The sequence below is a fragment of the Mesorhizobium sp. M8A.F.Ca.ET.208.01.1.1 genome (assembly GCF_004791315.1).
Lineage (GTDB): Bacteria > Pseudomonadota > Alphaproteobacteria > Rhizobiales > Rhizobiaceae > Mesorhizobium.
On record NZ_SRUT01000008.1, the window covers coordinates 46919 to 61970 of the forward strand.

17 protein-coding genes and 1 tRNA gene are annotated in these 15052 nt (G+C 63.1%); 4 read left to right on the forward strand and 14 right to left on the reverse strand.

All coding sequences use genetic code 11. The annotated features are described in order from the left end of the window. Window positions 1-5: 5 nt before the first annotated feature. The gene (locus EN851_RS27245; protein WP_135930380.1) at window positions 6-1673 is read left to right on the forward strand and encodes an ABC transporter ATP-binding protein; all 1668 of its coding nucleotides are present in this window, start codon (window positions 6-8) and stop codon (window positions 1671-1673) included. A gap of 19 nt (window positions 1674-1692) precedes the next feature. Then, complete coding sequence (locus tag EN851_RS27250) at window positions 1693-3063, forward strand: alpha-glucosidase/alpha-galactosidase (protein ID WP_135930381.1); 1371 nt, start codon at window positions 1693-1695, stop codon at window positions 3061-3063. Window positions 3064-3085: 22 nt separating this feature from the next. Here the strand turns inward: EN851_RS27250 and EN851_RS27255 are convergent, their stop codons facing one another. From EN851_RS27255 to EN851_RS27270, 4 genes are all read right to left on the reverse strand, one after another. Beyond that, window positions 3086-4087, reverse strand: coding sequence for an ABC transporter permease (locus tag EN851_RS27255; RefSeq protein WP_135930382.1), 1002 nt, complete (start codon window positions 4085-4087; stop codon window positions 3086-3088). A gap of 16 nt (window positions 4088-4103) precedes the next feature. Further along, on the reverse strand, window positions 4104-4892 hold the full coding sequence (locus EN851_RS27260; protein WP_210212409.1) for an ATP-binding cassette domain-containing protein: 789 nt from the start codon (window positions 4890-4892) through the stop codon (window positions 4104-4106). Beyond that, a complete protein-coding gene (locus EN851_RS27265; RefSeq protein WP_127276810.1) occupies window positions 4892-5845 on the reverse strand; it encodes a sugar ABC transporter substrate-binding protein in 954 nt (317 codons plus the stop codon). The genes EN851_RS27260 and EN851_RS27265 overlap by 1 nt, the downstream gene beginning before the upstream one ends. Window positions 5846-5956: 111 nt before the next feature. Next, complete coding sequence (locus tag EN851_RS27270) at window positions 5957-7126, reverse strand: SGNH/GDSL hydrolase family protein (RefSeq protein ID WP_135930383.1); 1170 nt, start codon at window positions 7124-7126, stop codon at window positions 5957-5959. Window positions 7127-7295: 169 nt separating this feature from the next. Between EN851_RS27270 and EN851_RS27275 the strand changes: the two genes are divergently transcribed. Then, entirely contained in the window at window positions 7296-8501 is a 1206-nt protein-coding gene (locus EN851_RS27275) for an ROK family transcriptional regulator (protein WP_127870832.1), read from the forward strand. A gap of 32 nt (window positions 8502-8533) precedes the next feature. On the opposite strand, the gene yacG is transcribed toward EN851_RS27275, so the two are convergent. The 9 genes from yacG to EN851_RS27320 all read right to left on the reverse strand — a co-directional run bounded on the left by yacG (window position 8534) and on the right by EN851_RS27320 (window position 14240). After that, entirely contained in the window at window positions 8534-8731 is a 198-nt protein-coding gene (yacG, locus tag EN851_RS27280) for a DNA gyrase inhibitor YacG (protein WP_127870833.1), read from the reverse strand. After that, the gene (locus EN851_RS27285; RefSeq protein WP_135881027.1) at window positions 8728-9354 is read right to left on the reverse strand and encodes a Maf-like protein; all 627 of its coding nucleotides are present in this window, start codon (window positions 9352-9354) and stop codon (window positions 8728-8730) included. Before EN851_RS27285 ends, yacG begins: the two co-directional genes overlap by 4 nt. Before the next feature lie 18 nt (window positions 9355-9372). Then, entirely contained in the window at window positions 9373-9591 is a 219-nt protein-coding gene (gene infA / locus EN851_RS27290) for a translation initiation factor IF-1 (protein WP_006329283.1), read from the reverse strand. 143 nt (window positions 9592-9734) lie between these two features. Further along, window positions 9735-10205 carry a low molecular weight phosphatase family protein gene (locus EN851_RS27295; RefSeq protein WP_135881026.1) on the reverse strand — a complete coding sequence of 157 codons (471 nt, stop codon included), beginning with the start codon at window positions 10203-10205 and terminating at the stop codon, window positions 9735-9737. Next, window positions 10193-10678 carry a UPF0262 family protein gene (locus tag EN851_RS27300; RefSeq protein WP_135881025.1) on the reverse strand — a complete coding sequence of 162 codons (486 nt, stop codon included), beginning with the start codon at window positions 10676-10678 and terminating at the stop codon, window positions 10193-10195. The genes EN851_RS27295 and EN851_RS27300 overlap by 13 nt, the downstream gene beginning before the upstream one ends. A 6-nt stretch (window positions 10679-10684) precedes the next feature. Continuing rightward, window positions 10685-11977, reverse strand: coding sequence for a histidinol dehydrogenase (gene hisD / locus EN851_RS27305; RefSeq protein WP_135930384.1), 1293 nt, complete (start codon window positions 11975-11977; stop codon window positions 10685-10687). Between the two features lie 7 nt (window positions 11978-11984). Next, window positions 11985-12416 carry a DUF2948 family protein gene (locus EN851_RS27310; protein ID WP_135916967.1) on the reverse strand — a complete coding sequence of 144 codons (432 nt, stop codon included), beginning with the start codon at window positions 12414-12416 and terminating at the stop codon, window positions 11985-11987. Window positions 12417-12617: 201 nt separating this feature from the next. Further along, on the reverse strand, window positions 12618-13910 hold the full coding sequence (gene murA / locus EN851_RS27315; RefSeq protein WP_015316269.1) for a UDP-N-acetylglucosamine 1-carboxyvinyltransferase: 1293 nt from the start codon (window positions 13908-13910) through the stop codon (window positions 12618-12620). A 129-nt stretch (window positions 13911-14039) separates the two neighbouring features. Beyond that, window positions 14040-14240, reverse strand: a complete 201-nt coding sequence (locus EN851_RS27320; protein WP_135930385.1) for a hypothetical protein — start codon at window positions 14238-14240, stop codon at window positions 14040-14042. 159 nt (window positions 14241-14399) lie between these two features. Between EN851_RS27320 and EN851_RS27325 the strand changes: the two genes are divergently transcribed. Further along, window positions 14400-14474 (forward strand) — tRNA-Thr (locus EN851_RS27325). 88 nt (window positions 14475-14562) lie between these two features. On the opposite strand, the gene EN851_RS27330 is transcribed toward EN851_RS27325, so the two are convergent. Continuing rightward, the gene (locus EN851_RS27330; protein ID WP_135930386.1) at window positions 14563-14934 is read right to left on the reverse strand and encodes a VOC family protein; all 372 of its coding nucleotides are present in this window, start codon (window positions 14932-14934) and stop codon (window positions 14563-14565) included. Window positions 14935-15052: the final 118 nt, after the last annotated feature.

Consider the following 15052-nt stretch of genomic DNA (forward strand, 5'->3'; position numbering starts at 1 on the left):
CCGGGATGACCATCGTACTCGCCGAGCCCTTCGCACCAGCCTTCCGCCTCGACCATGATGGGCGCCAGGGAGAGCCCGTCATCGACGCCCGCAACATCGAGGTCGCCTTCAAGGTCGAACACGGCGTGGTCGAAGCGGTCAAGGACATCTCGTTCCAGCTCTATCGCGGCGAGACGATCGCGATCGTCGGCGAATCCGGTTCCGGCAAGTCGGTGACGGCGCGCACCGTCATGGGCCTGCTGTCGCGGCGGGCCACCGTGTCGCCGAAATCGAGCATCTGTTACGACGGACAGGACATCCTGAAATTCCCCGAGAGCGCCCGGCGCAAGCTGCGCGGCAACCGCATCTCGATGATCTTCCAGGAGCCGATGAGCTCGCTCAACCCGATCTATACGGTCGGCAGCCAGATCGTCGAGGCGATCAGGGTGCATCGCAAGGTGAGCCGCAAGCAAGCCTGGGCGCGGGCGCTCGAACTTTTGCGGCATGTGCAGATCCCCGAACCCGAAGCGCGGCTCAAGCAATATCCCCACCAGCTCTCGGGCGGGCAGCGCCAGCGCGTGATGATCGCCATGGCGCTCGCCAACAATCCCGACGTGCTGATCGCCGACGAGCCGACGACCGCGCTCGACGTCACGGTGCAGGCCCAAATCCTCAACCTGATCCGCAATCTGCAGAAAGAGCTGCGGATGGCGGTGATCCTGATCACCCATGATCTCACCGTGGTGCGCAAGTTTTCCGACTATGTCTATGTGATGCAGCATGGCGAAATGTGCGAGCACAACGTCACCGAACGGCTGTTCGCCGATCCGCGGCATCCCTACACCCAGCGGCTGCTTGCCTCCGAGCCAAGGGGACGCCCGCAACCGTTGCCGGAGGGCTCAGGCACCATCCTCGAGGCGGATGGCGTGCGCGTCTGCTTCATGCTGCGCCATGGCACGTTTCTCAAACCGGACTGGCGTGAACTGGTCGCGGTCGACGATCTCGATCTCAAGCTTTGCCGCCACGAGACGCTGGGACTGGTCGGCGAATCCGGTTCCGGCAAGACCACCTTCGGCCAGGCGTTGCTGCGGCTGACCGACGCCAAACGCGGCGAGATCCGTTTCGACGGCCAGCCGATCCATGGCCTGTCGCGGACGCAGATGCGGCCGCTGCGCTCGCGCATGCAGATCGTCTTCCAGGACCCGTTCTCCTCGCTCAACCCGCGCATGACGATCGGCCAGATCATCGAGGAAGGGCTGATCGTCAACAGCATCGGCGCGACGCGGCGCGAGCGGGTCGAGCGGGTGCGCGAGGCGCTGGTCAGCGCCGGCATGCCGGGCGATATCCTGTCGCGGTTTCCGCATGAATTCTCCGGTGGCCAGCGCCAGCGTATCGCGATTGCGCGGGCCATCGCGCTCGAACCCGAATTCATCCTGCTCGACGAGCCGACATCGGCGCTCGACCTGTCCGTCCAGGCGCAGATCATCGATCTCTTGCGCAAGTTGCAGGACGAGCGCGGCTTGAGCTACCTGTTCATCTCGCACGACCTGAAGGTGGTGCGCGCGCTGTGCCACCGCGTCATCGTCATGCAGCACGGCAAGATCGTCGAGCAGGGACCCGTCGACGAGGTCCTCACCAATCCCAAGACCGCCTACACCGAACGGCTCGTCAGGGCCGCTTTCGACGTGGCCTGAACACATGCCGGAGGTTAACGTGGCAAGACATCCCAGGATCACTTTCATCGGCGCCGGTTCGACGGTGTTCATGAAGAACATCGTCGGCGACGTGCTGCAGCGGCCGGCGCTTTCGGGCGCCACGATCGCGCTGATGGACATCAACCCGCAGCGGCTGGAAGAAAGCGCGGTCGTCGTCAACAAGCTGATCGCCACGCTTGGCGTCAAGGCGAAGGCCGAGACCTGCACGGACCAGCGCAAGGCGCTGGCGGGCGCCGATTTCGTCGTCGTCGCCTTCCAGATCGGCGGCTATGAGCCCTGCACCGTCACCGATTTCGAGGTGCCGAAGACGTACGGCCTGCGCCAGACCATCGCTGATACGCTCGGCGTTGGCGGCATCATGCGCGGCCTCAGGACCGTGCCGCATCTGTGGAAGATCTGCGAGGACATGCTCGCCGTCTGCCCGCGGGCGATCATGCTGCAATATGTCAACCCGATGGCGATCAACACCTGGGCGATATCGGAGAAATATCCCGAGATCCGGCAGGTCGGATTGTGCCACTCGGTGCAAGGCACGGCGATGGAGCTGGCGCACGACCTCGACCTTCCCTACAACGAGATTCGTTACCGCTCGGCCGGTATCAACCACATGGCCTTCTATCTGAAGTTCGAGCATCGCCAGCCGGACGGATCCTACCGCGATCTTTATCCCGACCTGGTGCGCGCCTATCGCGAGGGCCGCGCGCCGAAGCCCGGCTGGAACCCGCGCTGCCCCAACAAGGTACGCTACGAGATGCTGACCCGGCTCGGCTATTTCGTCACCGAAAGCTCGGAGCATTTCGCCGAATACACGCCCTATTTCATCAAGGACGGCCGCCCCGATCTGATCGAGAAATACGGCATTCCGCTCGATGAATATCCCAAGCGCTGCGTCGAGCAGATCGAGCGCTGGAAGGACCAGGCGCAGGCCTACCGCTCGGCCCAGCGCATCGAGGTCGAGGAGTCCAGGGAGTATGCCTCCTCGATCATGAATTCAGTCTGGACCGGCGAGCCGTCGGTGATCTACGGCAATGTCCGCAACAATGGCTGCATCACCTCGCTGCCCCGCGATTGCGCCGCCGAAGTGCCGTGCCTGGTCGACGCGTCCGGCATTCAGCCGACCTATATAGGCGACCTGCCGCCACAACTGACGGCGCTGATCCGTACCAACATCAATGTCCAGGAACTGACGGTGCGGGCGCTGATGACGGAAAACCGCGAACACATCTACCACGCGGCGATGATGGATCCGCACACGGCGGCCGAACTCGACCTCGACCAGATCTGGTCGCTGGTCGATGATCTCTTGGCCGCCCACGGCGACTGGCTGCCGGCCTGGGCGCGGACAAGCCGCAAGACCCACGCGGCCTGAGCAGGGCAACTCCGGGAAGACCTCACCGGCGGCGCTTGTACAGACGTTCCCTGCGCATGTGATCAACCGCCACTGCGCAGATAAGGATCGCGCCGATGATGATGCTGTTGTATTGGGGCGGCACGCTGGCAACGATGAGGGCGTTATCGATCGCCGATAGCAAGAGGGCCCCGACCGCAACGCCGGTGATTGTGCCCAAGCCTCCGAGCAAGCTTATACCCCCTATGAGCACGGCCGTGACGACCGAGAGTGTGACCGAGGGTCCGCCGGCGGCAACTTGGCCACTTCCAACGCGCGCAGCGTAGATGACACCGGCAAGGCCGGCGGTGGCGCCGGCGGTGACGTAGAGGATCGTATCGAGCCTGTTGACCTTGAGGCCGTTGGCGATCGCGGCCTTGCGATTGCCACCCAGCGCGCGTGTCTCGACACCGAACGGCGTCTGCTCGAGCAGGAACCAGAAAAGCAGTCCCAGCGCGATGGCATAGAGAACGATGTAGGGGACGCCGAGCACGGCTCCCTGACCCAGGGCCTGAAACGTTTCGGGCAGCGGGACAATGTCTTCTCCGCCAGTGAATTGGACACATAGCCCGCCGACGATGAAGAATGTGCCGAGCGTCGCTATGATCGGAGGCACGTGCAGCCGCTCGATGATCACGCTGTTGACGTATCCGACGGCGGCACCAGCCGCCACGCCCGCCAGGACGGCGAGCGGCCAGGGCGCTCCCCACACCAACAACCACGCGCAGATGATGCCGCCAAGCGTAAAGACGGCGCCCACGGAGAAATCGAGCCCGCCTCCGATCATGAGCAGTGAAGCGCCGCAGCCCATGACGAAATAGATCACCGCCGCGCGGGCGATGTCGGTGAGATTTGCCGGGTTGAGGAATGCGGGGTTGCGAAGCGTGGCAACGATCCCAACCGCCAGGATGACCGCCAGCAATGTCGTTTCCTGACGCAACATCAATTCCGAAAGGACCCCTTGAGAGGCTGTCGAAGATTGGTGTTCTGCCTGTTCGCTGGCCACGGTCTGGTTCCCTCGTTCAGGCAAAAGTTGGATCGGAACTGGCAGTGTCGCCCTGGATCGCACCTGTAATCAGTCCGATGATTTCATCACGGCTGGTATCCTTGGTGCGTCGCGTCGCGACCGAGCGCCCCAGCCGCATGACAGTGATGCTGTCGCTGTTGCGGAACACGAAATCCATGTCGTGGCTGATGCAGATGACGGCTTTCCCCTGCTGCCGGAGTTCGCCGAGGATTTCTCCCACATGGGCCGTCTCCCGGACTCCCAGTGCCGCAGTCGGCTCGTCGAGAAGCATGATCGGAAGATCCATCCGAACCGCACGGGCTATGGCGACGATTTGACGTTCGCCACCAGAAAGGAGCCCGATCTGCGTGCGGACCGAGCCGACCCTTATCTTCAGGTCGTCCAGCACCTTGGCGGCTTCCGTCTCCATGCGGCGACGGTCCAGCCGGAAGCGCCCCCTGCGCGGAATGGCTCCCAAAGCCATGTTCGTGGCGATGTCCAGGCATTCGACAAGGGCGAGGTCCTGATGAACAACCGAGATGCCGAGGTGATGGGCCGCCGACGCGTCCCGTATCTCAACCGACTTTCCGCCCAGTCGCAGTTGCCCCTGATCCGGACGGAAAATCCCGCACATGATCTTGAGCGTGGTCGACTTGCCCGCGCCATTGTCGCCGACAATGGCATGGATTTCGGCCACCCCGGCGGTGATATCGACATTCGACAACGCCTTGACGTTGCCGAACGACTTGCCCACCCCGCGCATCTCCAGCGCGGGTGCCGGAATGTCCGGCTGGGCGATTGCCATCACTGCCATCCCTTGGCGAGATACGCCTTGTAGTCGCTCGCGTCGAACATGCGCACGCCAACATCGATCTGCGGCTGAACCGCCTCGCCGCGAGCGATGGCCGCGACGGAATCGACCATTTTGGAACCCGCCGTGCAGAGATCCTGCAGCATCAACTTGTAGACGGTGCCGTCGGCAAGTCCTTGCTCGCCCCCACCTGCCGTCCCGTTGGCGACGAATACGACCTTGCCGGTCAGGCCTTTTGACTTGATGGCAGCGGTCCCGCCCTGCGTGGCGGTTCCCATATGCGAGGCGATGACGTTGACCTCGGGATGCGCCGTCAAAAGGGCATTGGCCTGGTCAAGCGCCTTGCTGGCATCGTCGTTGGTGTAGACCACAGCGGACACGGTGACGTTCTGGGTCTTCGCGGCCGCCGCGGTGAACCCGTCGACGAAGGCTTTGGCCGCGCCGCTTGGTCCCTGCGCCATCAGCCCGACATGCTGCGGCCCCTCGCGCTTTGCTATCGCTTCGACAAAGATTTCGCCGACCCGTGTGAAGTTCGCACCGATGTTCACGTTCGAACCGGATTCCGTTCCGGAAGCACCATAGAACGTGCCGACCATGATGCCGGCCTTCCCCGCCTGCTGGAGCACGGGAACAAATCCCGCCGTCGCCGGAAAAGTCAGTATCGCTCCCGCCTTGTTGGCGATGCCCTGCTGAATTTGCTGGATCATGACGGTGGCATCGAGATTGCCGGTGGTCGGACCGGATTCGGTCGTGGGAATGTTCAGCTCCTTCGCCCGATTGGCGACGCAGTCGCCGATCAGCCGCCACGCCGGATATTTGGGCAGCGGGTTGACGAAAAGGATCGAGGAAAGGTCCGCCGCTCCAGCAGCCGCTGGTCCGAAGGCGGTGAAGGCACTCAATGTGCATGCCAGCGCTATGCGCGACAACCGCAGACTATTGGTTCGCATGAAATCCTCCCATTGACGCTTGCAGTCACGGCTCGCCAGCGTTCGAGGACGTTATGCAACAAACAATGACGGGTGTCAATAATAAGTCATAATGACTTACTAATTGTTCGCCTATTCGAACAGGGCCATGTCGATGGCTTGCGCCATGGCCCTGTAGCCTGCGTCGCTCGGGTGGATGTGATCGCCGCAATCATAGGCTGGGAGAAGCTTGGTTGGCCGGCCGGGATCGCGAACGGCGGCATCAAAGTCGACAAAGCCGTAAACGCCCTCGGCCTTTCGGATCCATGCATTGACGGCGCCGCGAACCTTCTCTTTCTCGGGCGTGTAGAAATCGCCGACCGGCGATTCCGATGTTGTTCCTTCGAATGGGGTCAGGGTCCCCAGTATGACGCGAATGCCGGCAGTCTCGGCGCGCACGGCAAGCTGCCGGATCGCCGATATGATTTGTTTTGCCGTTACGGCCTCATCGGCGCCCGCAAGCGCGGTGTTGGGCCAGCCTATGTCGTTGACGCCCTCCAGAATGATGAGATGCGACACCCTGGGCAGGCTGAGCACATCGCGGTCGAACCGCTCCAAAGCCTTCGTGCCGCGGCGATTGCTCAGAAGCCGGTTGCCGCCGATACCAAGATTGAGCACGGCCAGGTCCTGCGTCGCGGTGCCGGCGCTGAGCCGCTCGCTCAGAATGTCCGGCCACCGCCTGTCGCCGTCTATCTGCGAGCCGTAGCCGTCGGTGATGGAGTCGCCGAAGCAGGCAATCGCGCGCGATCCTTCCTTTGCGTCGACATAGATGGCTGAAGCGAAGTAGCGGCTGGTGGTGGTTTGCTGAAGCGGCAGGAGTTCGGAGGCGGCGAAATTCCCCGGTATGGATATGAATGCCGTCTGCTGCGCCTCGTAATGATGGGTTTCCACCGGAAGATGGCCGCTCACATAGAAACTCAAGGCAAGCCGGGACAGCGCGGGCGTTGCCAGTTCCACGGGATCGCTGAACAGTGGAGCGCCCGGCGCAATCGAGGCGGTCGCCTCGCCGCCAAAGGTGAGGGGGCGGCTTGTCAGGGGCTGGATGGCTCCGTCCTCGCCCGCAAGTGCGACGTGCGCCGCGTTGATGACGATCGGTGCGCTGCCGAACTCGTTCGACACCCGTATCCTTAACCGCCGGCCTCCGACGCTGATGCGGGCAATCTCGCGAACCGTCTGGTTGTAGAACCCTGGGATCACCATGTCGGCGGCCCAGACATTCATAGGGCTGGCAGTCCATGTTGCGATCCAGTCGCCGCGTATCATCTTCGCTTTCCTCGTCTTTGGTCCATGTCAGCTACTTTCAGGTCGCAGACCAAGTCAATAGGTAATTTCGATTGACTTATTTACCCTCCTCCTGCAAATCCTTGCCAAGGGTCGTATCTGCGTCCGCCAACACCAAGGTCGGCGGGCGCGTCCTTATTGGGGTATCACTGTGACCGGACGTATAGGTGGCGCAAGCTCTGCCCGAACGAGCCCGAACGGTATTTATTCAGGTTACAGGGGCGCGAACCAGGTCGGCCTCCGCGCGTCGAATGAACGTCTTGCCCTGTCGCTGATCAGGATACACGGTCAACTGTCCAAAGCTCAGATCGCCGAGATCACCGGGCTCACCAAGCAGACCGCGTCCGTCATCGTCCGCTCCCTCGAGGCGGAAGGACTGTTGGTGGCGGGAAGGCCCATCAAAGGCAAGGTCGGACAGCCATCGGTCCCGATGTCGATCAATCCCGAGGGAGCGCTGTTTCTAGGCCTGCGGCTGGGGCTGCGCCATGCGGACATCGCACTGGTCGATTTTGTCGGCGGGGTCCTGGAGCAGCGAAGGCTGTCGTACGGCGCGGGCGAAATGGGTGAAATAGCACGCATCGCATATACAGCGATTGCCGAGATGCGCTCGCGCCTGACCTCAGCCCAGCACGCGAGGCTGGAGGACATCGGCATAGCGGTAGCTTCGGATATTCTTGCGGCGGTTGCCAACGGCAAGGGCACGGACGGTCCGGAGAGCGCGTGGGCCGAGTTTGAGGACCTGGCCCTGCAGATGGGCAAGGAAACACATCTATCGATCTATCTCGACCGGGATGCGGTGGCGGCATGCAGCGCGGAACTGGCCTATGGGCTGGCCGGAGGCGCGCCCGACTTCCTCTATATCTTCATAGGGCATTCGCTTGACGGAGGCATTGTCCAACATGGTCGGCTCGGCTTCTCGCGCCGCGATGCAAGGCCTGGGATCGGACGTATCCTGGTGCCATCTGCGACCGGCGGCGTGGCACCGCTCGGCACATCGGTTTCGGTTGACGATGTCGGCCTGGCGCCAGGGTCTCGCGCCCCTGACCCGCAACTCAGGAAATGGATTGAGGCAACCTCGTCCAGCATATCGCTGGCGGTCCATTCGGCGTCGGCGCTTGCCACATTCAGGGGCATCGTTCTGGACGGCCTCATGCCGCAATGGGTGAGAGCCGAGCTGGTGAGGGAGATCAGGGAAAAGCTCACGGCCATCGGCGCCAGCGATCTTGCGTCTCTCTTCGTCAGGGAGGGCACGTCGGACCGGCAGGCAGCCGGCCTTGGGGCGGCCTGCATTCCCCTCCTCGACAGATTCTTTTTGCAGTCGGACTCCAATGGCCCTGCGGGCTCGCCAGAAGCCTGATCGAAAGTCTGGCCCGCGCTGATGGCCTGGCCTTATTTTGGCTCGTCGGCGTCGGGTTCTTCCTCGTCGTCGCGGGCCGAGATGACATAGGCACCCTTCAGCCAGCGGTTGAGGTCGATGTCCTTGCAACGCTTCGAGCAGAACGGATAGGTCTCGCGCGCCGACGGCTTGCCGCATTCGGGGCACGGGCGCTTGGGCCGCAGCGGCGTGACTTTGTCGTCCAGGCTCATGGTCGCGCGGAGGACCAGTTTTGATGGGTCTTGAAACCTTCGCCCGACAGCAGCGCCGCCGTCTCATAGAGCGGCAGGCCGACGATGTTGGTGTAGGAGCCGACGAGCTTGACGACGAAGGAGCCGGCGAGGCCCTGCACGGCATAGCCGCCGGCCTTGCCGCGCCATTCGCCCGAGGCGACATAGGCGTCGATCTCCTCGCGCGGCAGCCGCTTGAAACGCACCCGCGTCTCGACCAGCCGCTGGCGCAATTTGCCGCCCGGCGTGATCAGGCAGATGCCTGAATAGACCCGGTGAGAACGACCGGACAAGAGCCCGAGGCAGTTGGCGGCATCGTCCAGCGTTTCGGCCTTGGGCAGGATGCGCCGCCCGACGGCAACAACCGTGTCGGCGGCCAGCACGAAGCTCGGCGCATAGTCGGTCTCGGTCTTCAGCGACGCGAACGCCTTCTCGGCCTTTTCCTTCGACAAGCGCTTGGCCAGCGAGCGCGGATGCTCGGCACGCAGCGGCGTTTCGTCGATATCGGCTGGCAGGATACGGTCAGGCTCGATGCCGGCCTGCTGCAAGAGTTCGATGCGGCGCGGCGAACCCGAGGCAAGCACCAGCTTCTGCAAAATGCTCATCGCGCTCGGGTCTTGATCTTACTTGAAACGGTAGGTGATGCGGCCCTTGGTCAGGTCGTAGGGTGTCATTTCGACCAGAACCTTGTCGCCGGTCAGCACGCGGATGCGGTTCTTGCGCATGCGGCCGGCCGTATGGGCGATGATCTCGTGTTCGTTTTCGAGCTTCACCCTGAACATCGCGTTGGGCAACAATTCCGTGACGATACCCGGAAACTCGAGGACTTCTTCCTTCGGCATTCGATACCTTTGCTTGGATGGCAGTTTCGGCGCTAGAGCATGATGCCGAGAAGTGTGAAGCGGTTTTCGGATCATGCTCTACTTCCGACTCTGGCCGGAATTTCGGCGGAACGTATATGATAATCGTTCGCTTGTGAACACGCTTAATCCGTCGCGTTTTTTGCTCCTGGAAGCAAAAAACGTCGGCCTATGCGCAACTTCAGCCGCTCGCGGACGTCGCGATAGCTAGCCATGATGTGTTCGCGCGTGCCGCCGGCGTCGGTGGGGTCCGGCGTCGGCCAGTATTCCACCTCGACGGCAAGCGAGCGGGTGAGTTCGAGCGCGGCATGGTGCGCCTCCGGCGCCAGTGTGACGATCAGGTCGAAATAGTCATCCTCCAGATCCTCCAGCGTCCGTGGATGACGTTCGCCAAGCGTCAGGCCGTCCTCGGCAAGCACGGCATCGACGAACGGGTCTCGCTCGCCGGCGCGCACACCGGCCGAGGCGACGAAAATGGTGGGGGGCAGCATCCGGCGCGCCAGCTGCTCGGCCATCGGCGAGCGCACGGCATTCATGCCGCACAGGAACAGGACCGAGCGGGGCAGGGCGCCGGGGGCCAGGGTCAGCCCCGCCAGTGCAGCACGCAGACCAGCGTGAACAGCCGTCGCGCCGTGTCGAAGTCGATGTCGATCTTGCCGGAGAGCCGATCCATCAGCGTCTGCGAGCCCTCATTGTGCAGGCCACGGCGGCCCATGTCGATCGCCTCGATATGGCTCGGCGTCGAGGAGCGGATGGCGTCGTAATAGCTCTCGCAGATCATGTAGTAGTCCTTGACGATGCGCCTGAGCGGCGTCAGCGACAGGATGTGGGTGACGACGGCGGCGCCGTCCTCGCGCGCCACGGCAAAGACCAGGCGGGACTCGGCCAGCGACAGCTTCAGCCGGTAAGGACCCGTGCCGCTGTCGTTGACGGGCTGAAAACGGTTCTCCTCGATCAGGTCGAAGATCGCCACCGCCCGCTCATGCTCGACATCGGGCGTCGAACGGCCGATCGATTCATCGAGTTCGACATCGATCAGTTTTGCGCGGGTTTGACCGGAGCCCGTCATGCCGGCCTACATGTTCAGCCGGATAGTGACGGAGCGGCCATGCGCGTCGAGCCCCTCCGCCCGCGCGAGTGCGATCGCCGCCGGTGCCAGCATGCGCAACTGTTCCGGCCCGAGTTTCAGGACCGAGGTGCGCTTGACGAAGTCGAGGACCGACAGGCCCGACGAGAAGCGCGCCGAGCGCGCCGTCGGCAGCACATGGTTGGAGCCGCCGACATAGTCGCCGATGGCTTCCGGCGTGTGGCGGCCGAGGAAGACGGCACCGGCATTGCGCATCTTCGCGAGGAAGCCTTCGGCATCGTCGATGGCCAGTTCGACATGCTCGGCCGCGATGCGGTCGACCAGCGGCAGCGACGCTTCGATCGTCGGAACCAGGATGACGGCGCCGAAATCGCGCCAGCTCTGCGCCGCCGTATCGCCGCGCGAGAGGCTTTGCAACTGACGCTCGACCGCCCGTTCGACCGCCTCGCCGAACGCCGGATCGTCGGTGATCAGGATCGACTGCGCCGACACATCATGTTCGGCCTGGGCAAGCAGGTCCGCCGCGATCCACTCCGGATCATTGCCGCCGTCGGCCACGACAAGCACTTCCGACGGCCCCGCGATCATGTCGATGCCGACGGTGCCAAACACCCGCCGCTTGGCCGCGGCGACATAGGCATTGCCGGGGCCGACGATCTTGGCCACCGGCTTGATCGTCTGCGTGCCATAGGCAAGTGCGGCGATCGCCTGCGCGCCGCCGACGCGGTAGATTTCGGAGACGCCTGATATATCCGCCGCCACCAGCACCAGCGGGTTGACGACACCGTGCGGTGCCGGCACGACCATGACGATGCGCTCGACGCCTGCTACCTTGGCCGGCACGGCGTTCATCAGCACCGAACTCGGATAGCTTGCCGTGCCGCCCGGCACATAGAGTCCGACCGCCTCGATCGCGGTCCAGCGCGAGCCGAGCTCGACGCCGGCGGCATCCGTGTAGCGTTCGTCCTGCGGCTTTTGCCGCTGGTGATGGGACCGGATGCGGTCACGTGCGAATTTCAGCGCCTCGACCGTGGCCGGATCGGCCTCGGCATAGGCGCCGGCGATGTCTTCCGCCGAGACGGCAATGCCTAGCGCGGCGAGGTCGCCTCCGCCGAATTTCTGCGTGTAGTCGATCAGTGCCGTGTCGCCCTCGGCGCGCACGCGCGCGATGATGTCGCGCACTACGGCGTCGACATCGGCCGATACCTCGCGCTTGGTCATGAGGAAGGCGGCGAAACGCTGCTCGAAATCGGCGTCGGACTGGCGAAGCGTGATGGCCATTGTATGCTCAAGCCCTGTGGATGGGGCGCGACGTGGCTTCCCACGCACCGCCGATATCGGCAAGGCGGGCCTCGATGCATTCGACGTCGAGCATGATGGTACCGCCACCCGAGAAGATCAGTTCGACGATGCCGGCCGGCTTGCTGATCTCGATGAAGCTGATCGCCAGCAGGGAGAGGATTTCGGCCGGCTTGTCGCGGGCAATGCCGTTGGTCTTGGCGCCCAGCACCCGGTCGAAATGCAGCACCGCCTGCCGCCGCTCATTGTGCTGGCGAAACAGGCCGGATTTGGCCTCCCACACGAAACGGTTCATGGTCAGCACGAACCGTTTGGCCTTGGGCAAGAATTCGAGGTCCGAGACCTTCATCACGGCGTCCTGGAGATGGGCCGAGACGATGCCCAGATCCTGATCGTCGAGCGCAATGAGTTTTAAGGCCATGCGGATTTCACACCCAGAGGTTGGCAATCAGCCTTTCTGTTAGGCGGTCTTTCCGATCGGTGCAACCGCGACAGGAATACCGCCAGAGGCATTTGCCGCAGGTTTTGCGCACCCCTCATCGTCCCTGCCGGGCACTTCTTCCCGTATGGTGACGGGAGAAGGAACGCTTTGCAGATGATTTCGCCAAGCGACCGCGGATCGTCAGGCAGAAATCCGCTCGATCACCGCGCCGCAATTGGAAAGCTTTTCCTCCAGCCGCTCGAAGCCGCGATCGAGATGGTAGACGCGGTTGACCGTGGTCTCGCCTTCGGCGGCCAGACCGGCGATGACCAGCGAGACCGAAGCGCGAAGATCGGTCGCCATGACCGGCGCGCCCTTCAGCTTCGCCACGCCGTCGACGATCGCCGTCTGGCCCGAAAGCGTGATGTGGGCGCCGAGCCGCGCCAGTTCCTGGACGTGCATGAAGCGGTTTTCGAAGATCGTCTCGGTGATGCGCGACTTGCCCTTGGCCATGGTCATCAGGCCCATGAACTGTGCCTGCAGATCGGTCGGGAAGGCCGGGAAGGGCGCCGTCGTCACGTCGACCGGCGAAATCCCGGCGCCATTGCGCTTCACGCGGATGCCGGAATTGGTCTGCGTGATCTCCGCGCCCGTCTGCGAAATCACGTCGAGCGCGGTCTGCAGCAGCTCCGGCCGTGCGCCTTCCAGCACGACGTCGCCGCCGGTCATCGCCACGGCCATGGCATAGGTGCCGGTCTCGATGCGGTCGGGGATGACGCGCACGCGCGCCCCCGACAGCGCTTCGACGCCGTCGATGGTGATGGTCGGCGTGCCGGCGCCGGAAATCCTGGCGCCCATGGCGTTGAGGCATTCGGCGAGATTGACGATCTCGGGCTCGCAGGCGGCGTTTTCCAGCACCGTCTCGCCCTTGGCGAGCGATGCCGCCATCATCAGCACGTGGGTGGCGCCGACCGAGACCTTGGGGAAGACGTAACGGTTGCCGACGAGGCGGCCATTGCGGGTCTTGGCGATGACATAGCCGGTGTCGACATCGATATCGGCGCCCAGCGCCTGCAGGCCTTCGAGGAACAGGTCGACCGGGCGCGTGCCGATGGCGCAGCCGCCGGGCAGCGACACCTTGGCCTCGCCCATCCGGGCCAGCAGCGGCCCGATCACCCAGAACGAGGCGCGCATCTTGGACACCAGCTCGTAAGGAGCTGTCGTGTCGACGATGTTGCGGGCGGAAAAGTTGATGGTGCGCGAATAGCCCTCATTCTGCTTCTCGCGGCGGCCATTGACCGAATAGTCGACGCCATGATTGCCGAGGATGCGGATCAGTTGCTCGACATCGGCCAGATGCGGCACGTTTTCGAGTGTCAGCGTGTCGTCGGTCAGAAGCGAGGCGATCATCAGCGGCAGGGCGGCGTTTTTCGCGCCCGAGATCGGAATGCTTCCGGCAAGCTTGTTGCCGCCGACGATTCTGATGCGATCCATTGGAGAATGTCCCTCTCGGCCAGAAAAGGCCGGTTCAATCGTTTGAGTGTCGGCCCGTCTAGACCATTGGCCGGTATGGTTCAAGAAATAGGATTTCGCCCACCCCGGTCCAAGAGTGGCCGATTTGAGTTAATCTTTCTGCATTTCCTTTGCCGCGCCAAGCCCGTCGGGCCGCTGGTCGGCCTCCCCGGCGCGCCGCTTGTCGGCGTCGCCACTCCGGCGCGAGCGCGACTGCACCTTGCGCTTCTGCAGATTGGCGCGCAACTGCTCGGCGAGCCGGTCCTTGCGGGTCGTTCCGCTGCTTTTCGGTGGATTTGTCGTGTCGTTCATCGTCCTGCCCCGGCTGGCAGCCAGCCAACCCCCATTCAGGGTAGCCAACATTGTGGCACCGCCATGTCATAGAAAGCTATCCGGCAAAGGCTTTCACAGAAGCGTTGTTCTTGGCCTTGCGCTTGCCGGTTCGATATGGCAGAAGCCCCGCCATCAGCGGCTGCGGTAGCTCAGTGGTAGAGCACTCCCTTGGTAAGGGAGAGGTCGAGAGTTCAATCCTCTCTCGCAGCACCAGCCTATCCCGTTGATTGGGAACACCTATAAGCTTGACATTGTCAGCACCGCGAAGGCGATCAAAACCAGCGTCGCCACGAGCTTTAAATCAGGCTCGATCCTTCTTGAACTCGAATAGCTCGATAACGTTGCCAGAGGGATCTTCGAGCAAGATGGCGCGGCCGGCACCGCCGTCGCTGATCTTGCCGCGGAATCTTGCGTCAGTGCGGCGCAACCGCTCGATGAGGACATCGATCTCGGTCGTAATGATCATAAATCGGTTCCACCCGCCCGGCTTTGGATCGCCGCCCGCCTGACCACCGCTCCCCGCACCTGGAGCGCTGAGATACAGCGTCAAGTCGTCGCGCAACAGCGCGGCGAACTTGCCCGGATTGTGCGTGTCGATCTTGAAATCGAGATTGTCTCGATAGAACGCGACCGCCTTGTCGACGTTCGAAACGATGTACCGGACGGATGCCATTCAACTTCTCCTCTCTTCCAGCTACAACGGCCAACTTGCATGAAAGGTTTCCTGTCGGTCGGCCTGCCTGTGTTGGCGCGTTCAGCCGGAAGACAACGTGGCTTTCCCCAAAGGCGGG